The following is a 21,484-nucleotide window of genomic DNA, read 5'->3' as shown; positions in this document are numbered from 1 at the left end:
ACGATGCATCGCCGATGGTAGTGTGGGGTTTCCCCATGTGAGAGTAGGTCATCGTCAAGATTAAATTCCGAAACCCCAATTGCGAAAGCAGTTGGGGTTTTGTTTTGCCCGCAGGAAAGTTCGTACGACATTCTCGGACGCCCTGCGGCTGTCCTCGCCTGCCGACAATGCTAAGGTTCAGCCCTAGCTTTTGTACTTTTCCAAGGAAGCCTTCATGCCGGACACAGTGCGATTGGCGGCCATTTGCCGCTGGGGTGTCGGTATCTCATGAGAGGCCCTCCAGGGCGCTCCTGAAGAGCTGGACTACCTTGTGAGACTTGTTGGGTTGAGTCGCATTGGAGGCTGGCTACGGCGCTTTCTCGGCCTTGCCAGTGCCGGATGTATTGCGATGGTTTTGCAGTCAACGATGATGCCGTCAAGCTGCTAGGGGCGTGGCAACACGAAATCGATAAGCTGCCGTTGAGACTGTCTCGACAGGTGAGGGTGGAGCTATCTTGAAGAGGTAGGGACATTATCCCAGGCAGCAAAAAGCCCGCTGGTAATCACCCATGACAAGGTCATCGCGCAGGGGCGGGCTCAGGCCGTCTTCCTCATAAGCGAGAATGACCCCGTCGTATATCAGCGTGAACACAATACCGGTTACCACGCTACTTCCGGCGCCAGCAAGGTTGCCAAGTAGCAAGTTCCACTCACCCCGTTGCTTCACCACCCACCACCAGGTTCCGACTATCACCATCAAGCACAGCAAAGCATCCATTGGTTTATTCCCGAGTGCGTGATAACAGAGGCGGTTGATAGGCCTCCAGCGAGAGTGGACGGCAAGATGGCAAGATAGTAGCTTCGCGCCACTTTCTTCATCTGCGTAACGGACTACACATGCCTGGCGTTTCTTCTGTCTCGCGCCTGCTCGGCGCTTTCCTCCTATCGATCGGAATGACCCCGGCACTTGCCGCCGAAACCCCGGAGGTCGCCTGGAAGGGATACCTCTCCGATTGTGGGCGTTTTCAGCAAGTGGTGAACAACGTTCAAAACGGGACAATTACTGCCAGGGAAGCGATGTTCCACATCGATAGCTTGATACGACCTGTTTTCATCCATCGCAGGCACCTCACCCAAGCAAGCCTTGCCTCTCCCGATTATGCCCGTTGCGAAAACGTCATTGCCCAAGCGACCGAGATCTCGAACAACGAACATAACGTCCAGGACAAAGAGATTCTGCAGCAAGCCTTAAAGGCTGAGGCCGAACATTTGGAGTCCCCGGAATACAAGCGCGCCCGCGCTCTTGGCTTTAGCGACGTCGGCAAACTCGGCAAGCTCCACGAGATCGCCGAGGATTCGGAAACGGATGGCGAAGCGTTACTGAAGACATTGATGATCACGGTCGACTGGGGTTGCGGCCGACATTTTCGTGCCGTGCGATACGTCAAACCCTATGTGATCTACACCGCTCATCCCGATGAGGGCAGTTGCGCAATCTATAGAGAGGTCGCGGTGCTGGGCGGAGCAATGGTGGAGAGGGGTGATACCATCGATCGGGACGCGATTTTTCAATACGTGGGATGGAAGAAACTGGAAGGGGCAGGTGGGTTCCCCGTCGACATTCAAGTGGTAAAAGTGCGGAAGTAATCCGAGGGGCTGTTTCTTCAGATCCCGCGTCTGATTACAGAATGTCCTTCAAATAACCCTTCAGCGCGAGGAGCGGCTGATCCAGCTGCTCCAGCGACTGCGCGTGACTGAAGTCGGTCGACAACTTGTGCAGTTCCCGCCCCAACGGTTTCTCAACGCCACCCAACGCATCCATCGCCAATTCCAGGCACTCGTTCATCTTGAACTGGATGGTTTCGACATCCCCACGTCGCACCAGCAACTCGAATACGTCTTTCTGATAATCACCCATGACCATGTCATCCCGCAGAATCGGGCTAAGGCCTTCTTCCTCGTAAGCGAGCTTGAGGGAGAACAGGGCGACGGTTTCCAGTGACGTTTCCATGCAGTGAATCCTTTGAGATGTCCTGTCGGTGAAACAGAGGAAGATCAAAAGATCGCAGCCTTCGGCAGCTCTTACTACGGCAGCTACTTTTCGGCAGGCGAAAAAAAAGGCCTTGCAAAGCAAGACCTTTCTTAATTTTGGTGCCCCGAGGGAGACTCGAACTCCCACTCCTTTCGAAAACGGATTTTGAATCCGCCGCGTCTACCAATTCCGCCATCAGGGCTCAATGGCGGCGAAGTATAGAGAGGTACCTACCGTTGGTCAATCACGTTTCATGGTCAATTTTCGATATTTCCGCTAGACTTTCCGGCCCTGCTAGACGAACTCCATCATGCGCGTTGCTGACTTTACCTTCGAGCTTCCTGATTCGCTGATCGCCCGCCACCCTTTGGCCGAGCGTCGCGGTAGTCGCCTGTTGACCCTGGATGGGGTCAGCGGCGCCCTGGCACACCGTCAATTCACTGATCTGCTTGAGCATCTGCGCCCGGGCGATCTGATGGTGTTCAACAATACCCGGGTGATTCCGGCACGGCTGTTCGGTCAGAAGGCGTCTGGCGGCAAGCTGGAAATCCTCATCGAGCGAGTGCTCGATACGCATCGCGTGCTGGCCCATGTGCGCTCCAGCAAGTCACCTAAGCCGGGTTCGAAGATCCTCATCGACGGTGGAGGCGAAGCCGAGATGCTGGCTCGCCACGATGCCCTGTTCGAGTTGGGTTTCGCCGAAGAAGTGCTGCCGCTCCTCGATCGCGTCGGGCACATGCCGCTGCCGCCTTATATCGACCGCCCGGACGAAGGCTCGGATCGTGAGCGTTATCAGACCGTGTACGCCGAGAAGCTCGGTGCGGTGGCAGCGCCGACCGCCGGGCTGCACTTCGACCAGACGCTGATGGAAGCGATCGCCGCCAAGGGTGTCGAGACCGCGTTCGTTACGTTGCACGTCGGTGCGGGTACGTTCCAGCCGGTGCGTGTCGAAAAGCTCGAAGATCACCACATGCACAGCGAATGGCTGGAAGTCGGCCAGGACGTGGTCGATGCAGTTGCGGCTTGCCGTGCGCGTGGCGGTCGGGTGATTGCCGTGGGCACCACCAGCGTACGTTCGCTGGAGAGCGCCGCTCGCGATGGCGTGCTCAAGCCGTTCAGTGGCGACACCGATATCTTTATCTTCCCGGGCCGGCCGTTCCATGTGGTCGACGCCTTGGTCACCAATTTCCATTTGCCCGAATCCACGCTGTTGATGCTGGTTTCGGCGTTCGCCGGCTATCCGGAAACCATGGCTGCCTACAAGGCCGCCGTCGAAAACGAATACCGCTTTTTCAGCTACGGTGATGCGATGTTCATCACCCGTAACCCCGCACCTACTGCCCCTAAAGAAACAGGCCCCGAGGAAACAGAATGAGTCGCCAATGCCGCATGTCCTTCGAGCTCCTGGCCACCGACGGCAAGGCTCGTCGTGGTCGCCTGACCTTCCCCCGTGGCACCGTCGAGACCCCGGCCTTCATGCCGGTTGGCACCTACGGCACGGTCAAGGGCATGTTGCCGCGTGACATCGTCGCCACGGGCGCTGAGATCATTCTGGGCAACACCTTCCACCTGTGGCTGCGTCCTGGTACTGAAGTGATCAAGGAACACGGCGACCTGCACGATTTCATGCAGTGGAAAGGCCCGATCCTCACCGACTCTGGCGGTTTTCAGGTATTCAGCCTCGGCGCCATGCGCAAGATCAAGGAGGAGGGCGTGACCTTCGCCTCCCCGGTCGACGGCTCGAAAGTGTTCATGGGGCCGGAAGAGTCGATGCAGGTCCAGCGTGATCTGGGCTCGGACATCGTGATGATCTTCGACGAATGCACCCCGTACCCGGCCGACGAAGACGTTGCCCGTGTTTCCATGGAGCTGTCGTTGCGCTGGGCCCAGCGTTCGAAGAATGCCCATGGCGACAACACGGCGGCGTTGTTCGGTATCGTTCAGGGCGGCATGCACCAGGACCTGCGCATGCGTTCTCTGGAAGGCCTGGACAAGATCGGCTTCGACGGTCTGGCCATCGGCGGCCTGTCGGTGGGCGAGCCCAAGCATGAAATGATCAAGGTGCTGGATTATCTGCCGGGCATGATGCCGGCTGACAAACCTCGTTACCTTATGGGCGTTGGCAAACCGGAAGATCTGGTTGAGGGTGTGCGCCGCGGTGTGGACATGTTCGATTGCGTGATGCCAACCCGTAATGCCCGCAATGGGCATCTGTTCATTGATACTGGTGTGCTGAAGATCCGTAACGCGTTCCATCGCCATGATGATTCGCCGCTGGATCCGACCTGCGATTGCTATACCTGCCAGAACTTCTCGCGCGCTTATCTGCATCATCTGGACAAGTGCGGCGAAATGCTCGGCAGCATGCTCAATACCATCCACAATTTGCGCCATTATCAGGTGCTGATGGCTGGTTTGCGCGAGGCTATTCAACAGGGTACATTGGCCGCCTTTGTCGATGCCTTCTACGCCAAACGCGGGCTTCCCGTTCCGCCTTTGGACTGAGTTTTCTGACCCCAAGATTCAACATTTGCAACTGGAGTGCTAAATGAGCTTTTTTATCTCTAATGCCATGGCTGACGCGGCTGCACCGGCAGCAGCCGGCCCAATGGGTGGCGGCTTCGAGTGGATTTTCCTGGTTGGCTTCCTGGTCATCTTCTACCTGATGATCTGGCGCCCACAGGCCAAGCGCGCCAAAGAGCAGAAAAACCTGCTGAGCAGCCTGGCGAAGGGTGACGAAGTGGTTACCACCGGCGGCATCGCCGGCAAGATCACCAAAGTGGCCGACGACTTCGTGGTTCTGGAAGTTTCCGACACCGTGGAAATGAAGTTCCAGAAGGGCGCCATCGCCGCCACGCTGCCAAAAGGCACGCTGAAAGCGATCTAAGTTTCAACTTCTACTCAATCGACGGGGCGCGCAAGGCGCCCCGCGTCATAACGGGCGGCGTGATGCTGAACAAATATCCTCTGTGGAAATACATTCTGATCCTGGCGGTGCTGGCGATCGGTCTGATTTATTCCGCTCCCAATCTATACCCCGATGACCCGGCCATTCAGATCAGCGGCGCCAGCACGGCCCTGCAGGTCAATCAGGCCGACCTGGATCGCGTGAGCACCGCGCTCAAGGAATCCGGGATCAACGTCAAGGCCTCGAGCCTGGCTGCAAACGGCAAGGGCGGTCTGATCCGTCTGACCAAGGCTGAAGACCAGCTGCCGGCCAAGGACGTTGTGCGCAAGGCATTGGGTGATGACTACGTCGTCGCGCTGAACCTGGCACAGACCACCCCGCAATGGCTGCGCAGCGTGGCCGCGCACCCGATGAAGCTGGGTCTGGACTTGTCCGGTGGTGTGCACTTCCTGCTGGAAGTGGACATGGAAAAAGCCCTCGATGCACGCCTGAAAGTCTATGAAGGCGACGTCAAGAGCCTGCTGCGTAAAGAAAAACTGCGCTATCGCAGCCTGCCGCAACTGGGCGGAGCCATTCAGTTGGGCTTCAGCGATGAAGACTCCCGCGAACAGGCCCGTGTGCTGATCCGCAAGAACTTCAACGATTTCGACATTGTTCCGGCCGACCTCAACGGTCAACCGGTGCTGCGTCTGGCGATGACCCCGGCCAAGCTGGCGGAAATCCGTGAATACTCCATCAAGCAGAACTTGACCACGGTACGTAACCGCGTCAACGAGCTGGGTGTTGCCGAACCGATCGTCCAGCGTCAGGGTGCCAACCGTATCGTGGTTGAGCTGCCGGGCGTACAGGACACTGCCGAAGCCAAGCGTATCCTCGGCAAGACGGCCAACCTCGAGTTCCGCCTGGCCGCCGAGCCGGGTGCTTCGAAAGCCACTTCCGAGACGTTCGAGTTCCGCGAAGGCAAGCGTCCTCCTGCACAGATCGAGCGTGGCCTGATCATCACCGGTGACCAGGTGACTGACGCCAAGGCCGGTTTCGGTGAGCACGGCACCCCTGAGGTGAACATCCGTCTGGATGGCCACGGTGGCGAACTGATGAGCCGCGCGACCCGCAGCAACGTCGGTCGCAGCATGGCGGTGATCTTCATCGAACAGCGTCCGGTGACCACGTACACCAAGCAAATGGTCGACGGCGTCGAGAAAGACGTTGCCGTACAGACGTTCAAGGAAGAGAAGAAGATCATCAGCCTGGCGACCATTCAGTCGCCGCTGGGTGCGCAATTCCGTATCACCGGCCTGAACGGCCAGGGCGAGTCGTCCGAATTGGCGCTGCTGCTGCGTGCCGGTGGTCTGGCCGCTCCGATGTACTTCGCTGAAGAACGAACCATCGGCCCTAGCCTGGGTGCGGACAACATCACCAAGGGTATCGATGCATCGCTGTGGGGCATGCTGTTCGTCTCGCTGTTCATCATCGCCATCTACCGCTTCTTCGGCCTGATCGCCACCGTCGCGCTGGCGGTGAACATGGTGCTGCTGCTGGCACTGATGTCGCTGCTGGGTGCCACGCTGACCCTGCCGGGTATCGCCGGTATCGTGTTGACCATGGGTATGGCGGTCGACGCCAACGTGCTGATCTTCTCGCGGATCCGTGAAGAGATCGCCGCCGGCATGACCGTGCAGCGTGCAATCAACGAAGGCTTCGGTCGGGCATTCACTGCGATTCTCGACGCCAACCTGACCACATTGCTGGTCGGCGGCATTCTCTTCGCCATGGGCACCGGCCCGGTGAAGGGCTTCGCAGTAACCATGTCCCTCGGGGTTCTGACTTCGATGTTCACGGCCATCATGGTCACCCGCGCGATGGTCAACCTGATCTTCGGCGGTCGTGACTTCAAGAAGTTGTGGATTTAAGGGGCTGCCATGTTACGTACAATCAACTTCATGGGCGTCCGCAACTTCGCGTTCGGCGTCACAGTGTTCCTGACCTTGCTGGCTGTTTTCAGCGTATTCCACAAGGGCATGAACTGGGGTCTGGACTTCACCGGCGGTACGCTCATCGAGCTGACCTACGAGCGTCCGGCCGATGTCACCAAGGTGCGTGATCAACTGACCACCGCCGGCTATCACGAAGCTATCGTGCAGAACTTCGGTGCTACCACCGATCTGCTGGTGCGTATGCCGGGTGAAGATCCACAGTTGGGCCATCAGGTAGCGCAAGCGCTGCAGAAGGTCGGTGGCGACAACCCGGCGACGGTCAAGCGCGTCGAGTTCGTCGGCCCGCAGGTCGGTGAAGAGCTGCGTGACCAGGGCGGCCTCGGCATGCTGCTGGCACTCGGCGGCATCCTGATCTACCTGGCTTTCCGCTTTCAGTGGAAATTCGCGGTCGGCGCCATCGTTTCGCTGATTCACGACGTGATCGTGACCGTCGGTATCCTGTCGTTCTTCCAGATCACCTTCGACCTGACGGTGCTGGCGGCGGTACTGGCGATCATCGGCTACTCGCTGAACGACACCATCGTCGTATTCGACCGGGTACGTGAGAACTTCCGTGTGCTGCGCAAGGCTACGCTGATCGAGAACATCAACATCTCGACCACCCAGACTCTGCTGCGGACCATCGCGACTTCGGTTTCCACCTTGCTGGCCATCGCGGCGCTGCTGTTCTTCGGTGGTGACAACCTGCACGGCTTCTCCCTGGCGCTGCTGGTGGGTGTTCTGGCGGGTACCTACTCGTCGATCTACATCGCCAACGTGGTGCTGATCTGGCTGAACCTGTCTACCGAAGACCTGATTCCTCCGGCCAACACCGAGAAGGAAGTCGACGACCGTCCTTGAGGCCCTGCTTCCATAGCATTCTCCCGGTGGTACAAGACAAAAAAGACGCGAGTTGAACTCGCGTCTTTTTTTTTGCTCCAAGGCTGGGAGAAGCGCGGGCTTGTCCCGCATGTGATGGTCAGGAGGTTCATGTGAACAAGTCGTTACTGGTTGGTGCGGTATTGGGTGCTGTCGGTGTGACTGCCGGGGGTGCTGTTGCCACCTACAGCCTGGTTAAAAGCGGCCCTGAGTATGCGCAAGTGTTGGCCGTCGAACCGGTCAAGACACAGATCAAGACTCCACGTGAAGTGTGCAAGGATGTCGCTGTGACCCGGCAGGCGCCGGTCAAGGATCAACACCAGATTCTCGGTACCGCCATCGGTGCCGTGGCGGGTGGTTTGCTGGGTAACCAGATCGGCGGCGGCACCGGCAAGAAGATTGCCACGGTGGCCGGTGCGGTCGGTGGCGGTTATGCCGGCAACAAGGTGCAGGAAGGCATGCAGAATCGCGATACCTACACCACTACCCAGACTCGCTGTAATACGGTGAATGACATCAGCGACAAGGTCGTAGGCTATGACGTCCGCTATTCGCTGGACGGCAAGGAAGGCAAAGTGCGAATGGATCGTGATCCGGGCAACCAGATTCCGGTCGACAAGGAAGGCAAACTGATCCTGTCTCAGGCGCAGCCGGGGCAGTGATCTGCTGAAAGCTGATAAGAAAGCACCCTTCGGGGTGCTTTTTTACGTCTGCGATTTGAGCGAGAAATGCAGGGGGGGATCGAATTGGAGGCATAAAAAAAGCACCCCGAAGGGTGCTTTTTTGGGTTTCGCGAAAGCTTAGCGCTTCAGCGAAGCCGGCAGGTGCGGCTGGATCGCCGTCAGAACTGCCTTGAAGCATTTGGTGTTGCCGGCAACGACGTGGCCTTTTTCAAGGAAGTCGTGACCGCCGGTGAAGTCGCTCACCAGGCCACCTGCTTCCTGAATCAGCAGGGCGCCAGCGGCCATGTCCCACTCGGACAGGCCCGACTCCCAGAACGCGTCGAAACGACCGGCGGCCACGTAAGCCAGGTCCAGGCTCGCCGAACCGGCGCGGCGGATGCCGGCAGTCTGGCCAACCAGGGCGCGGAACATGCCCAAGTAGTTGTCGAGGTTGTCCATCTGGTCGTCACGGAACGGGAAACCGGTGCCGAGCAAAGCGCCGTCCAGGCTGGTACGACTGCTGACACGCAGGCGACGACCGTTCAGTTGAGCGCCGCGACCACGGCTGGCGGTGAATTCTTCCTGGCGAACCGGATCCAGAACAACGGCGTGTTCCAGGCGACCACGGTATTTGCAGGCAATGCTGACAGCGAAGTGAGGAATGCCGCGCAGGAAGTTGGTGGTGCCGTCCAGTGGGTCAATGATCCACAGGTATTCTTCACCTTCGATACCGCTACCGGCGTGCATGCCGGTCTCTTCACCCATGATCGAGTGATTCGGGTAAGCCTTGCGCAGAGCATCGATGATTTTCTGTTCGGCGGCGCGATCGACCTCGGATACATAATCCTTGGCGTCTTTTTCGTCGACCTTGATGGTATCCAGGCGCTCGATGGAGCGGAAGATCAGTTCACTGGCGCTGCGGGCGGCGCGCAGCGCGATATTCAGCATGGGCTGCATGGATGTGTCACCTAAGGTTGTTAAAGAAAGCCGCGCATTCTATCAGAACTTTTCTTCAGGTGAAGGTCGCTGTTCGCTTTCATAGCTTAACGGTAGGCTGTTCTGTAAGATTTGCACCCCTTTGCCGAGTCCGAGAGCGCCCGCCGTGCTGCAAAATATTCGTGTCGTCCTGGTCAATACCAGCCATCCGGGAAACATCGGCGGGACCGCGCGCGCCATGAAAAACATGGGTCTGTCGCGACTGGTGCTGGTCGATCCGCGAGTCTTCCCGCATCACGAAGCCGACGCTCGCGCTTCGGGTGCCGGTGACATCCTTGAAAATGCACAAGTCGTCGCCACCTTGGAAGACGCCCTGGTCGGCTGCAATCTGGTGCTCGGCACCAGTGCCCGCGACCGGCGCATTCCCTGGCCATTGCTGGACCCGCGCGAGTGCGGAACCAAAGTGGTCGAGGAGGCCGGGCAGGGCGCGGAAATCGCACTGGTGTTCGGTCGTGAAGATTCCGGCCTGACCAATGACGAGCTGCAGCGATGTCACTATCACGTGCATATCCCCTCCGATCCTGAATTCAGTTCGCTGAACCTCGGGGCGGCGGTGCAGGTGTTGAGTTATGAAGTGCGCATGGCCTGGCTGGCCGCACAAGGTCAGCCGACCAAGATCGAGAAGGAAGAAGTGGCCTCCGTGAAAAGCGCCGAGCTGGCGACCATGGATGAGCTGGAGCGATTCTACGAGCACCTGGAACAGACCCTGGTGGCCATCGAATTCCTCGATCCGGAAAAACCGCGGCACTTGATGGCGCGCCTGCGCCGGTTGTACGGACGCAGCTCGGTCAGCCGGGCGGAAATGAATATTTTGCGTGGCATCCTCACGGAAACCCAGAAAGCGGCCCGTGGCGAGCTCCTTAAACGGAAGGATTAATGATGTTTGAGCGTTTGCGTGAAGATATCCAGAGCGTATTCCACCGAGACCCGGCGGCGCGTAACGCTTTTGAAGTCCTGACCTGCTACCCCGGCATGCATGCAATCTGGATTCATCGACTGGCCGGCATGCTCTGGCGCAACGATCTGAAATGGCTGGCGCGGCTGGTGTCGAACTTCGGTCGCTGGTTGACCGGTATCGAGATTCATCCGGGCGCCAAGGTCGGTCGTCGCTTCTTCATCGACCATGGCATGGGCATCGTGATTGGCGAAACCGCTGAAATCGGCGATGACGTCACCATCTATCAGGGTGTGACCCTTGGCGGCACCAGCTGGAACAAGGGCAAGCGTCACCCGACGCTGGGTGATGGCGTGGTGGTAGGGGCGGGTGCGAAGGTGCTCGGCCCGTTCACGGTCGGTGCTGGTGCCAAGGTCGGCTCCAATGCCGTAGTGACCAAGGAAGTGCCGCCAGGTGCCACGGTGGTGGGCATCCCTGGCCGGATCATCGTCAAGTCCGATGATGAAGCCGACGCCAAGCGTAAAGCGATGGCCGAGAAGATCGGTTTTGATGCTTACGGTGTGAGCGAAGACATGCCGGACCCGGTGGCACGTGCCATTGGTCAGCTACTCGATCACCTGCAGGCGGTGGATGGCCGTCTGGAAGGGATGTGCGGTGCGTTGAAGGATCTGGGCAGCAATTATTGTGCGAAAGATCTGCCTGAACTGCGTGAAGAAGACTTCGCCTGCGTCAAGGGCAAGGACGAATCCAAGCTCCACTGACGCCCCGGCAGGGGCTGCTGCTGACCGGTGTGCCATTAAGCCGCAGACCCTGCTATCATTCGCGCGCTCTTTTGCGGGTAAACCCGACTAAAGCACTAGGTCTTATAGTTGACTTAAATGCTCGGGAATTGCATACTCCCGCCCATTCCGAACTCCGTGGTAATTGTCCATGCGACTGACTACAAAAGGCCGATACGCCGTGACCGCCATGCTTGACCTGGCGTTGCACGCGCAGCACGGGCCGGTGTCCCTGGCCGATATCTCCGAGCGCCAAGGCATCTCCCTGTCCTATCTCGAACAGCTGTTCGCCAAGCTGCGCCGCAGTAACCTGGTTTCCAGTGTTCGCGGTCCGGGCGGTGGCTACCAGTTGTCCCGCGACATGCAGGGCATCCAGGTCGCTCAGGTGATCGATGCGGTGAACGAATCGGTCGATGCAACAAAATGCCAGGGCCAGGGCGATTGCCATTCCGGCGACACCTGCCTGACCCATCACCTGTGGTGCGACCTGAGCCTGCAGATTCACGAATTTCTCAGCGGTATCAGCTTGGCCGACCTCGTAACTCGCCGTGAGGTGCAGGAAGTGGCCCAGCGTCAGGATCAGCGTCGTTGCAATGGCAAGGCGCCGCGCCTGGACAAGATTGAAGCGTCCGCCGTCGAATGACAGCCAGAGAGCTAGCGGCACGCCAGCCAGCCTGATTTAGGAGATAGTCCATGAAATTGCCGATTTACCTTGATTACTCTGCGACCACCCCGGTCGATCCGCGCGTTGCGCAAAAAATGAGTGAATGCCTGCTGGTCGACGGAAACTTCGGTAACCCGGCGTCCCGTTCCCACGTGTTCGGCTGGAAGGCCGAAGAGTCCGTCGAAAACGCTCGTCGTCAGGTGGCCGATCTGGTCAATGCCGACCCGCGTGAAATCGTCTGGACCTCCGGTGCCACCGAGTCCGACAACCTGGCAATCAAGGGTGCGGCACATTTCTACGCCTCCAAGGGCAAACACCTGATCACCTCCAAGATCGAGCACAAGGCTGTCCTCGACACCATGCGCCAGCTGGAGCGTGAAGGTTTTGAAGTGACCTACCTCGATCCAACCGAAGACGGTTTGATCACGCCGGCCATGATCGAAGCTGCACTGCGTGAAGACACCATCCTGGTGTCGGTAATGCACGTGAACAACGAAATCGGCACCGTCAACGACATCGCCGCCATCGGCGAACTGCTTCGTTCGAAAGGCATCCTGTTCCACGTCGACGCCGCTCAGTCCACCGGCAAGGTCGAGATCGACCTGCAGAAGCTGAAAGTCGACATGATGTCGTTCTCTGCCCACAAGACCTACGGCCCTAAAGGCATCGGCGCGCTGTACGTGAGCCGCAAGCCGCGTGTGCGCATCGAAGCGACCATGCACGGTGGCGGTCACGAACGTGGCATGCGTTCCGGCACCCTGGCGACCCACCAGATCGTCGGCATGGGCGAAGCGTTCCGTGTGGCCAAGGAAGACATGGCTGCCGAAAACGTCCGCATCAAGGCGTTGAGCGACCGCTTCTACAAGCAGGTCGAGCACCTGGAAGAGCTGTACGTCAACGGCAGCCTGACCGCCCGCGTTCCGCACAACCTGAACCTGAGCTTCAACTACGTTGAAGGCGAGTCGCTGATCATGGCGCTCAAGGATCTGGCGGTTTCGTCCGGTTCGGCCTGCACCTCGGCGTCGCTTGAGCCTTCGTACGTACTGCGCGCCCTGGGCCGCAACGACGAACTGGCACACAGCTCGATCCGTTTCACCTTCGGCCGCTTCACCACCGAAGAAGAAATCGACTACGCCGCGCAGAAAGTCTGCGAGGCCGTTACCAAGCTGCGCGCTCTGTCGCCGCTGTGGGACATGTACAAAGACGGCGTCGATATCTCGAAGATCGAGTGGGCGGCACACTAAATATAGAAGCCGCCGGATACAGATCCTGTAGCGACGCGGCGGTTTACGCAGCGCAGTTGCAGGGTCTCAAGAGCGGCCCTGATGAGTGAGGATTGAGAATCATGGCTTACAGCGAAAAGGTCATCGACCACTACGAAAACCCGCGTAACGTCGGCAAGATGAATGCCGAAGACCCGGATGTCGGCACCGGCATGGTCGGCGCCCCGGCATGCGGCGACGTGATGCGTCTGCAGATCAAGGTCAACGATCAGGGCGTTATCGAAGACGCCAAGTTCAAGACTTACGGCTGCGGTTCGGCTATCGCCTCCAGCTCCCTCGCCACCGAGTGGATGAAGGGCAAGACCCTGGACGAAGCTGAAACCATCAAGAACACCCAGCTGGCCGAAGAACTGGCCCTGCCGCCAGTGAAAATCCACTGCTCGGTACTCGCTGAAGACGCCATCAAGGCGGCTGTTCGCGATTACAAGCAGAAGAAAGGCTTGATCTAAGCATTGGGCGACGAGTAAGGAGTCAACGATGGCTATCAGCATGACAGAAGCGGCTGCTCGACACGTGCGACGCTCCCTCGACGGGCGCGGCAAGGGTGAAGGGATTCGTCTGGGTGTTCGCACCACGGGCTGTTCCGGCCTTGCCTACGTGCTGGAGTTTGTCGACGAGGTGGTTGCAGAAGATCAGGTGTTCGAAAGTCACGGCGAAAAAGTGATTATCGACCCGAAAAGCCTGGCTTACCTCGACGGCACCGAGCTCGATTTCGTCAAGGAAGGGTTGAACGAAGGCTTCAAGTTCAACAACCCCAACGTGCGCGGTGAATGTGGCTGCGGCGAAAGCTTCAACATCTGAGGCTTGTCGTGGGTATTCCTTGTCATTTCGCTTTATTCGAGCTGCAACCGGGCTTTCGTCTGGATCTCGAACAGTTGGCCACGCGCTATCGCGAGCTGGCGCGCGGCGTTCACCCTGACCGCTTCGCCGACGCTTCCGAGCGCGAGCAGCGCTCCGCTCTCGAGCAGTCCGCGCGGCTCAACGACGCCTATCAGACGCTCAAGAGCCCGGCCCAGCGTGCACGTTACCTGCTGACGATCAGCGGGCATGAAGTGCCGATGGAAGTCACGGTCCACGATCCCGAGTTTCTTCTGCAGCAGATGCAATGGCGAGAAGAACTCGAAGATCTGCAGGACAGTGCCGACCTGGGCGGTGTTGCGGCCTTCAAGCGTCGCCTGAAAACCGCCCAGGACGAGCTGAACGAAAGCTTCGCAGCCTGTTGGGATGATGCAGCGCAACGCGAACAGGCCGAACGCCTGATGCGACGCATGCAGTTCCTCGACAAGCTCACCTACGAAGTGCGCCAGTTAGAAGAGCGCCTCGACGATTAACCCAGTGCCGCTCCGGTCGCACGCCTGATATACAGATAAGTCCTGATCACGATGGCCCTACTGCAGATCGCCGAACCCGGCCAAAGTCCTCAACCGCACCAGCGTCGTCTGGCTGTGGGGATCGACTTGGGCACTACCAATTCGCTGGTCGCTGCGTTGCGCAGTGGTCTTTCCGAGCCGCTGGCCGACGCCGAAGGGCGGGTCATCCTGCCTTCTGCCGTGCGCTATCACGCCGACCGCGTCGAAGTCGGCGAGTCGGCCAAGCTGGCCGCGTCCTCCGATCCCCTGAATACCGTGCTGTCGGTCAAGCGCCTGATGGGCCGTGGTCTGTCCGACGTCAAGCAACTGGGCGATCAACTGCCGTACCGCTTTGTCGGCGGCGAATCGCACATGCCGTTCATCGACACCGTGCAGGGTCCGAAAAGCCCGGTCGAAGTGTCCGCTGATATCCTCAAGGTGTTGCGTCAGCGCGCCGAGGCGACCCTTGGTGGCGAACTGGTCGGCGCGGTGATCACCGTTCCGGCGTATTTCGACGATGCTCAGCGCCAGGCCACCAAGGATGCGGCGAAACTCGCCGGTCTGAATGTGCTGCGTCTGCTCAACGAGCCGACGGCGGCGGCGGTGGCGTACGGTCTGGACCAGCATGCCGAAGGCCTGGTCGCGATTTATGACCTGGGTGGCGGCACTTTCGATATTTCGATTCTGCGTCTGACCGGCGGTGTCTTCGAAGTCCTGGCAACCGGCGGCGACAGCGCGCTGGGTGGCGATGACTTCGATCACGCGATTGCCGGCTGGATCATCGAGAGCGCCGGTTTGTCCGCCGACCTCGATCCGGGCGCACAGCGCAGCCTGCTGCAAACCGCTTGCGCAGCCAAAGAAGCCCTGACGGATGCCGACAGTGTTGAAGTGGCCTACGGCGACTGGAAAGCACAACTGACCCGCGAAGCTTTCGATGCACTGATCGAACCAATGGTCGCCCGCAGCCTGAAAGCCTGCCGCCGCGCCGTCCGCGATTCCGGCGTCGAGCTGGAAGACGTGCACGCCGTGGTCATGGTGGGTGGTTCGACTCGCGTTCCACGCGTTCGCGAAGCCGTCGCCGAAGCCTTCGGTCGTCAGCCACTGACTGAAATCGACCCGGATCAAGTGGTGGCCATCGGGGCCGCGATCCAGGCGGATACATTGGCTGGCAACAAGCGCGATGGCGGCGAATTGCTGCTGCTCGACGTGATTCCGCTGTCCCTGGGGTTGGAAACCATGGGCGGCCTGATGGAGAAGGTGATTCCGCGCAACACCACCATTCCCGTCGCTCGCGCCCAGGACTTCACGACTTATAAAGACGGCCAGTCGGCCATGGCGATCCACGTGTTGCAGGGCGAGCGCGAATTGATCAGCGATTGCCGCTCCCTGGCACGCTTTGAGTTGCGCGGCATTCCGGCAATGGTCGCAGGCGCGGCGAAAATTCGCGTGACCTTTCAGGTCGATGCCGACGGTCTGCTCAGCGTTTCCGCCCGTGAATTGGGTTCGGGCGTTGAAGCCAGCATCCAGGTCAAGCCGTCCTATGGTTTGACCGACGGCGAAATCGCCAAGATGCTGAAAGATTCGTTCCAGCACGCCAATGACGACAAGGTCGCCCGCGTTCTGCGCGAGCAGCAAGTTGATGCCCAGCGCCTGATCGAAGCGGTGCAGGGCGCTCTGGAGGCGGATGGCGAGCGTTTGCTCGACGCCGAAGAGCGCCTGGTCATCGATCTGCAGGTGCAGGAACTGGCCGAACTGATGAAAGGTACCGATGGTTACGCCATCGAGCAGCAGACCAAGCGTCTGTCGCAAGTGACCGATGCTTTTGCTGCTCGCCGTATGGATCAGACGGTGAAGGCCGCTCTGTCGGGGCGCAATCTGAATGAAATCGAGGATATCTGATGCCGCAGGTCATTTTTCTGCCACACGAGAAGTTCTGCCCTGAAGGCATGGTTGTCGAGGCTGAGCCCGGCACATCGATTCTCGATCTGGCCCACGAACACCATATCGAGATGGAAAGCGCCTGCGGCGGCGTCTGCGCTTGCACCACTTGTCACTGCATCATTCGCGAGGGGTTCGACTCGCTGGAAGAAGCCGACGAGTTGGAGGAAGATTTCCTTGATCGTGCGTGGGGTCTGGAGGCGCAGTCGCGTCTGGCCTGTCAGGCTATCGTGGGTGAAGAAGACATCACCGTCGAAATCCCGAAATATTCGCTTAACCATGCGGCCGAAGCGCCGCACTGACTGGTAAGACTGTCATGAGCTACGGTTGGAATGATGTTCAACGTATTGCAGAAGAGCTGGCCGAAGCCAAGCCGGATGTCGATCCGCTCTCTGTCAATTTCGTCGACCTGCAACGATGGATCATGGAACTGCCTGATTTCGACAACACCTCTGGCCGTGTCGGCGAGAAGGTGTTGGAAGCGGTCCAGGCGCTCTGGATCGAAGAAGTAGACTGATCGTCCTTGCAGGTTAGGCAATACCCAAGAACCCGCGTATAATTCGCGGGTTTAATTTTTCGCAAATTACCGTTTCTGGAGTTACACCATGGCTGTTCAACGTACTTTCTCCATCATCAAGCCTGACGCTGTTGCAAAAAACGTCATCGGCGAGATCACCACTCGTTTCGAAAAAGCAGGCCTGCGCGTTGTAGCTTCGAAACTGAAGCAACTGTCCAAAGCCGAAGCTGAAGGCTTCTACGCTGAGCACAGCGCTCGTGGTTTCTTCGGCGACCTGGTTGCCTTCATGATCTCCGGTCCTGTTGTTGTTCAGGTTCTGGAAGGCGAAAACGCTATCGCTCTGAACCGTGAGCTGATGGGCGCTACCAACCCTAAAGAAGCTGCTGCCGGCACCATCCGTGCTGACTTCGCTGATTCCATCGACGCCAACGCTGTACACGGTTCGGACTCCGAAGCCGCTGCTGCTCGTGAAATCTCGTACTTCTTCGCAGCTACTGAAGTAACCACTCGCTAAGCATTGGCTTAAAGAGTGAAGGTGAATCCATGACTACATCGACTGTTAAAACCAACCTGCTGGGTCTGACCCAGCCGGAAATGGAAAAATTCTTCGACTCAATCGGGGAGAAGCGTTTCCGTGCCGGTCAGGTAATGAAATGGATTCACCACTTTGGCGTGGATGATTTCGACGCCATGACGAACGTCAGCAAGGCCTTGCGCGACAAGCTCAAGGCTATTGCTGAAGTCCGTGGTCCCGAAGTGGTCAGCGAGGACATCTCCAGCGACGGCACCCGTAAGTGGGTGGTGCGCGTGGCGTCCGGCAGCTGTGTCGAGACCGTTTACATTCCCCAGGGCAAACGCGGCACTCTGTGCGTTTCGTCCCAGGCAGGCTGTGCCCTGGACTGCAGTTTCTGCTCCACCGGCAAGCAAGGCTTCAACAGCAACCTCACCGCCGCCGAAGTCATCGGTCAGGTGTGGATTGCCAACAAATCCTTCGGCAGTGTTCCGGCTACCATCGACCGCGCCATCACCAACGTGGTGATGATGGGCATGGGCGAACCGCTGCTGAACTTCGACAACGTCGTGGCCGCCATGCATCTGATGATGGATGACCTGGGCTACGGGATCTCCAAGCGCCGCGTGACCCTGTCCACGTCGGGTGTGGTGCCGATGATCGATGAGCTGGCCAAGCACATCGACGTATCCCTGGCGTTGTCCCTGCACGCACCGAATGACGCATTGCGTAACCAATTGGTGCCGATCAACAAGAAATATCCGCTTAAGATGCTGCTCGAGTCGTGCCAGCGCTACATGTCCGAACTGGGCGAGAAGCGCGTGCTGACCATCGAGTACACCTTGCTCAAGGACGTCAACGACAAGCTTGAGCACGCCGTGGAAATGATCGAGCTGCTCAAGGATATTCCCTGCAAGATCAACCTGATTCCGTTCAACCCGTTCCCGCATTCCGGGTACGAGCGGCCGAGCAACAACGCCATCCGCCGGTTCCAGGATCAGCTTCACCAGGCAGGCTATAACGTGACCGTGCGCACCACCCGTGGTGAAGACATCGACGCGGCTTGCGGTCAATTGGTAGGGCAGGTGCTGGATCGCACCCGTCGCAGCGAACGTTACATCGCCGTGCGCGAATTGAGCGCCGACAGCGATCTGGCACAGAACGCCGCGAACACTAACTAAGAGAGGATCTCTATGTCCCTGCGCTTTGCGCTGCTGTTGCTGTTGGCCAGCCTGTGTGCTGGCTGTGTCCTGTCGGGCGATTACAACCCGATGAAGACCAGCAAGGGCCGCGATGAAGCGCGGGCTGCCTACGTGCAGCTGGGACTGGGATACTTGCAGCAAGGCATGACCGAACGGGCCAAGGTGCCGTTGAAAAAGGCCCTCGAGCTGGACAGTTCGGATCCTGACGCCAACGCGGCCCTCGGGCTGGTTTTCCAGTCCGAGATGGAGCCTGCACTGGCGGATGAGCACTTTCGCAAGGCACTGTCCTCCCGTCCCGCCGATGCCCGCATCCTCAACAATTACGGCAGTTTTCTCTACGAAGAAAAGCGTTACAAGGAAGCCTACGAGCGTTTTGAACAGGCCGCCGCCGATACCCTGTATCCTGAGCGTTCGCGCGTGTTCGAGAACCTCGGCATGACGGCGTCCAAGCTTGGTCAGCGTGATCTGGCCCAGCAGCAACTGGAAAAAGCATTGCGTTTGAACCGTCAGCAACCACGGGCATTGCTGGAAATGGCTGAGTTGTCATTCGAAGACAGGCATTATGTGCCCGCGCGTGACTATTACGATCGTTTCAGCCAGCTGTCCGAGCAAAATGCACGTAGTCTGTTGCTCGCGGTTCGGTTGGCAAAAGTGTTTGAAGATCGCGACAAGGCCGCCAGTGCGGGCCTGCAATTAAAACGACTCTATCCCGGTACGCCGGAATATCAGCAATACCTGTCGGAGCAATGATGAAAGCGGCGCATCCCGAAGTTGTAGCAGCGAATCGCGTTAACCCCGGTGAGACCTTGCGCCAGGCCCGCGAAAGCAATGGCTGGTCGCTGGCCGAAGTGGCCCTCAAGCTCAACCTCACCGTGACTTCCCTGACCAACCTCGAAGCCGGTGCGTTCGACAAGTTGCCGGGGCATACCTTCGCTCGCGGTTACATTCGCGCCTATGCCAAATTGCTCGGCATGGATCAGGCGGTTCTGGTCCAGCAATTCGACCAGTCAACCGGTACCGACTCCCAGGGCAGCAACGTCCACGCCCTGGGTCGGATCGAAGAGCCGGTCCGGGTTTCCCACACCATTTTGCGGATCGTCAGCCTGTTGCTGCTGATTGCGGTCATCGGCGGCGGTTTCGTCTGGTGGCAGGATCAGACCTCGCTGCGGACCAAGGATCTGACCACGCTGGCGCCTGAGCACGTCGAAGTAGAAGGCGCTGACGGCACTACCCAGATTCACCCGCTGGACGAGCCGGAAGACCAGGCCGTCGCGGAAGGCGAAGCCGAGGGCTCAACCGCCCTGGCACTGCCACAAGCGGAAACCGCCGCTGAGTCGACGGGTGCCGAGGCTGCTGCTCCAGCAACAGCTCCGGTGACGCCTGCTCCAGCCGTAACCGCTCCTGCTCCGGTTCACACGCCAGCTCCGGTGGTGGCTGCTCCTGCCGCGCCTGCGCCAAACGTCCCGGCTACACCAGCACCTGTCGTCACGGCTCCTGTCGCTCCGACCGCTGTTGTTCCAGCACCCGCGCCAGTTGCCCCGGCAGCTCCGGTTGCCGGCCAGGGCCAGGTTCAACTGCAATTCACCGCCGATTGCTGGGCTCAGGTCACTGACGGCAGCGGCAAAGTGTTGTTCAGCGGTCTCAAGCACAAGGGCGACAGCGTCTCCGTGGCTGGCAAGCCACCGCTGGCTGTTCGTCTGGGCGTTGCCCGGGCCGCGCAGGTCAGCTACAACGGCCAACCGGTCGATATCGCTCCGTTCACCAGTGGCGAGACTGCTCGCCTGAAGTTGGGTCAATAAGTCATGCACGGCGAATCTCCAATCAAACGTCGCGAATCACGCAAGATCTGGGTCGGTAACGTGCCTGTCGGCGGCGATGCGCCTATCGCTGTGCAGAGCATGACCAACAGCGACACCAATGACGTCGCTGCCACCGTCGCCCAGATCAATCGCCTTGAAGCCGCCGGTGTCGACATCGTGCGGGTTTCGGTGCCGGACATGGACGCGGCCGAGGCATTCGGCAAGATCAAGCAACTGGTCAAGGTGCCGTTGGTTGCCGACATCCACTTCGACTACCGCATCGCTTTGCGCGTGGCTGAGTTGGGTGTCGATTGCCTGCGGATCAACCCGGGCAACATCGGTCGTGAAGATCGCGTGCGTGCGGTGGTCGATGCCGCCCGTGACCGCGGGATTCCGATCCGCATCGGCGTCAACGCCGGTTCCCTGGAAAAGGACCTGCAAAAGAAATACGGCGAACCGACCCCGGCCGCGCTGGTCGAGTCGGCACTGCGTCACGTCGAGCACCTCGAACGCCTGAATTTTCAGGACTTCAAGGTCAGCGTGAAGGCTTCCGACGTGTTCATGGCCGTCGAAGCCTATCGTTTGCTGGCCAAGGAAATCGTCCAGCCGCTGCACCTGGGCATCACTGAAGCCGGTGGATTGCGCTCCGGTACAGTGAAATCCGCCGTGGGCCTAGGTATGCTGCTCGCCGAGGGGATTGGCGATACTATCCGCATCTCGCTGGCGGCCGATCCGGTCGAGGAAGTGAAGGTCGGTTACGACATTCTCAAGTCTTTGCATCTGCGTTCCCGTGGCATCAACTTCATCGCCTGCCCGAGCTGCTCGCGGCAGAACTTCGATGTGGTCAAGACCATGAACGAGCTGGAAGGGCGCCTTGAAGACCTGCTGGTGCCGCTGGATGTCGCGGTGATCGGTTGCGTGGTCAACGGCCCCGGCGAAGCCAAGGAAGCCCATATCGGCTTGACTGGCGGCACGCCAAACCTGATTTACATCGACGGCAAGCCGTCGCAGAAACTGACGAATGACAATCTGGTGGACGAGCTCGAAAGGCTGATCCGCGAGAAAGCGGCCGAGAAGGTCGAAGCTGACGCAGCGGTTATCGCGCGCGGCTGATCGAA

General features: G+C 59.1%; 25 protein-coding genes and 1 tRNA gene. 22 read left to right on the top strand and 4 right to left on the bottom strand.

From position 1 onward, the window contains the following. Positions 1–511: 511 nt before the first annotated feature. Positions 512–757, bottom strand: a complete 246-nt coding sequence (locus AC1RME_RS18160) for a hypothetical protein (RefSeq protein WP_493091595.1) — start codon at positions 755–757, stop codon at positions 512–514. A gap of 119 nt (positions 758–876) precedes the next feature. Here AC1RME_RS18160 and AC1RME_RS18155 point away from each other — a divergent pair, with 119 nt between their 5' ends. Beyond that, entirely contained in the window at positions 877–1,626 is a 750-nt protein-coding gene (locus AC1RME_RS18155; RefSeq protein ID WP_493091594.1) for a hypothetical protein, read from the top strand. Between the two features lie 34 nt (positions 1,627–1,660). On the opposite strand, the gene AC1RME_RS18150 is transcribed toward AC1RME_RS18155, so the two are convergent. Together AC1RME_RS18150 and AC1RME_RS18145 are read right to left on the bottom strand one after the other, a co-directional pair. Continuing rightward, entirely contained in the window at positions 1,661–1,990 is a 330-nt protein-coding gene (locus AC1RME_RS18150; RefSeq protein WP_493072483.1) for a hypothetical protein, read from the bottom strand. 138 nt (positions 1,991–2,128) lie between these two features. Beyond that, a tRNA-Leu gene (locus AC1RME_RS18145) sits at positions 2,129–2,213 on the bottom strand. A 108-nt stretch (positions 2,214–2,321) separates the two neighbouring features. Here AC1RME_RS18145 and queA point away from each other — a divergent pair. From queA to AC1RME_RS18115, 6 genes are all read left to right on the top strand, one after another. Further along, positions 2,322–3,386, top strand: coding sequence for a tRNA preQ1(34) S-adenosylmethionine ribosyltransferase-isomerase QueA (gene queA / locus AC1RME_RS18140; RefSeq protein ID WP_192558931.1), 1,065 nt, complete (start codon positions 2,322–2,324; stop codon positions 3,384–3,386). 14 nt (positions 3,387–3,400) lie between these two features. Next, positions 3,401–4,516, top strand: a complete 1,116-nt coding sequence (tgt, locus tag AC1RME_RS18135; protein ID WP_161794909.1) for a tRNA guanosine(34) transglycosylase Tgt — start codon at positions 3,401–3,403, stop codon at positions 4,514–4,516. Positions 4,517–4,559: 43 nt separating this feature from the next. Next, positions 4,560–4,898, top strand: a complete 339-nt coding sequence (gene yajC, locus AC1RME_RS18130; protein ID WP_003227923.1) for a preprotein translocase subunit YajC — start codon at positions 4,560–4,562, stop codon at positions 4,896–4,898. A 62-nt stretch (positions 4,899–4,960) separates the two neighbouring features. After that, entirely contained in the window at positions 4,961–6,829 is a 1,869-nt protein-coding gene (secD, locus tag AC1RME_RS18125; protein ID WP_096818611.1) for a protein translocase subunit SecD, read from the top strand. 9 nt (positions 6,830–6,838) lie between these two features. Beyond that, positions 6,839–7,753 (top strand): protein translocase subunit SecF, encoded by a 915-nt coding sequence (secF, locus tag AC1RME_RS18120; protein WP_096818609.1) that lies wholly within the window; start codon positions 6,839–6,841, stop codon positions 7,751–7,753. 131 nt (positions 7,754–7,884) lie between these two features. Then, on the top strand, positions 7,885–8,433 hold the full coding sequence (locus AC1RME_RS18115; RefSeq protein ID WP_085709392.1) for a glycine zipper 2TM domain-containing protein: 549 nt from the start codon (positions 7,885–7,887) through the stop codon (positions 8,431–8,433). A 138-nt stretch (positions 8,434–8,571) separates the two neighbouring features. On the opposite strand, the gene suhB is transcribed toward AC1RME_RS18115, so the two are convergent. After that, positions 8,572–9,390 (bottom strand): type III secretion system regulator SuhB, encoded by an 819-nt coding sequence (suhB, locus tag AC1RME_RS18110; RefSeq protein WP_493091593.1) that lies wholly within the window; start codon positions 9,388–9,390, stop codon positions 8,572–8,574. Positions 9,391–9,535: 145 nt separating this feature from the next. Between suhB and trmJ the strand changes: the two genes are divergently transcribed. From trmJ to ispG, 15 genes are all read left to right on the top strand, one after another. Then, positions 9,536–10,306 carry a tRNA (cytosine(32)/uridine(32)-2'-O)-methyltransferase TrmJ gene (trmJ, locus tag AC1RME_RS18105; protein ID WP_007956692.1) on the top strand — a complete coding sequence of 257 codons (771 nt, stop codon included), beginning with the start codon at positions 9,536–9,538 and terminating at the stop codon, positions 10,304–10,306. Positions 10,307–10,308: 2 nt separating this feature from the next. Continuing rightward, on the top strand, positions 10,309–11,085 hold the full coding sequence (gene cysE / locus AC1RME_RS18100; RefSeq protein WP_007956691.1) for a serine O-acetyltransferase: 777 nt from the start codon (positions 10,309–10,311) through the stop codon (positions 11,083–11,085). A gap of 169 nt (positions 11,086–11,254) precedes the next feature. Then, entirely contained in the window at positions 11,255–11,746 is a 492-nt protein-coding gene (iscR, locus tag AC1RME_RS18095; protein WP_007956690.1) for a Fe-S cluster assembly transcriptional regulator IscR, read from the top strand. Between the two features lie 50 nt (positions 11,747–11,796). Then, positions 11,797–13,011, top strand: a complete 1,215-nt coding sequence (locus tag AC1RME_RS18090) for an IscS subfamily cysteine desulfurase (protein ID WP_007956689.1) — start codon at positions 11,797–11,799, stop codon at positions 13,009–13,011. Positions 13,012–13,112: 101 nt separating this feature from the next. Continuing rightward, positions 13,113–13,499: a Fe-S cluster assembly scaffold IscU gene (gene iscU / locus AC1RME_RS18085; protein ID WP_003227907.1), complete on the top strand. Its 387-nt coding sequence runs from the start codon at positions 13,113–13,115 to the stop codon at positions 13,497–13,499. A 28-nt stretch (positions 13,500–13,527) separates the two neighbouring features. Next, entirely contained in the window at positions 13,528–13,851 is a 324-nt protein-coding gene (gene iscA, locus AC1RME_RS18080; protein WP_003227904.1) for an iron-sulfur cluster assembly protein IscA, read from the top strand. Between the two features lie 8 nt (positions 13,852–13,859). Then, entirely contained in the window at positions 13,860–14,381 is a 522-nt protein-coding gene (gene hscB / locus AC1RME_RS18075; protein ID WP_096818606.1) for a co-chaperone HscB, read from the top strand. Between the two features lie 51 nt (positions 14,382–14,432). Next, positions 14,433–16,298 carry a Fe-S protein assembly chaperone HscA gene (gene hscA, locus AC1RME_RS18070; protein ID WP_096818604.1) on the top strand — a complete coding sequence of 622 codons (1,866 nt, stop codon included), beginning with the start codon at positions 14,433–14,435 and terminating at the stop codon, positions 16,296–16,298. Then, on the top strand, positions 16,298–16,639 hold the full coding sequence (fdx, locus tag AC1RME_RS18065; RefSeq protein WP_003227897.1) for an ISC system 2Fe-2S type ferredoxin: 342 nt from the start codon (positions 16,298–16,300) through the stop codon (positions 16,637–16,639). The genes hscA and fdx overlap by 1 nt, the downstream gene beginning before the upstream one ends. Before the next feature lie 14 nt (positions 16,640–16,653). After that, positions 16,654–16,854: a Fe-S cluster assembly protein IscX gene (gene iscX, locus AC1RME_RS18060; protein ID WP_027619659.1), complete on the top strand. Its 201-nt coding sequence runs from the start codon at positions 16,654–16,656 to the stop codon at positions 16,852–16,854. Positions 16,855–16,942: 88 nt separating this feature from the next. After that, a complete protein-coding gene (gene ndk / locus AC1RME_RS18055; protein WP_007916882.1) occupies positions 16,943–17,368 on the top strand; it encodes a nucleoside-diphosphate kinase in 426 nt (141 codons plus the stop codon). 29 nt (positions 17,369–17,397) lie between these two features. After that, the gene (rlmN, locus tag AC1RME_RS18050) at positions 17,398–18,546 is read left to right on the top strand and encodes a dual-specificity RNA methyltransferase RlmN (protein WP_096818602.1); all 1,149 of its coding nucleotides are present in this window, start codon (positions 17,398–17,400) and stop codon (positions 18,544–18,546) included. A 12-nt stretch (positions 18,547–18,558) separates the two neighbouring features. Then, on the top strand, positions 18,559–19,317 hold the full coding sequence (gene pilW, locus AC1RME_RS18045) for a type IV pilus biogenesis/stability protein PilW (protein ID WP_096818600.1): 759 nt from the start codon (positions 18,559–18,561) through the stop codon (positions 19,315–19,317). Next, positions 19,317–20,366, top strand: a complete 1,050-nt coding sequence (locus tag AC1RME_RS18040; protein ID WP_096818598.1) for a RodZ domain-containing protein — start codon at positions 19,317–19,319, stop codon at positions 20,364–20,366. Before pilW ends, AC1RME_RS18040 begins: the two co-directional genes overlap by 1 nt. Before the next feature lie 3 nt (positions 20,367–20,369). Further along, positions 20,370–21,479, top strand: a complete 1,110-nt coding sequence (gene ispG, locus AC1RME_RS18035) for a flavodoxin-dependent (E)-4-hydroxy-3-methylbut-2-enyl-diphosphate synthase (RefSeq protein WP_020795607.1) — start codon at positions 20,370–20,372, stop codon at positions 21,477–21,479. The last annotated feature ends 5 nt before the right edge of the window (positions 21,480–21,484 follow it).

The sequence above is a fragment of the Pseudomonas sp. GW822-FHT03F08 genome (assembly GCF_058801265.1).
This window is presented reverse-complemented; position numbering and strand designations above follow the sequence as displayed.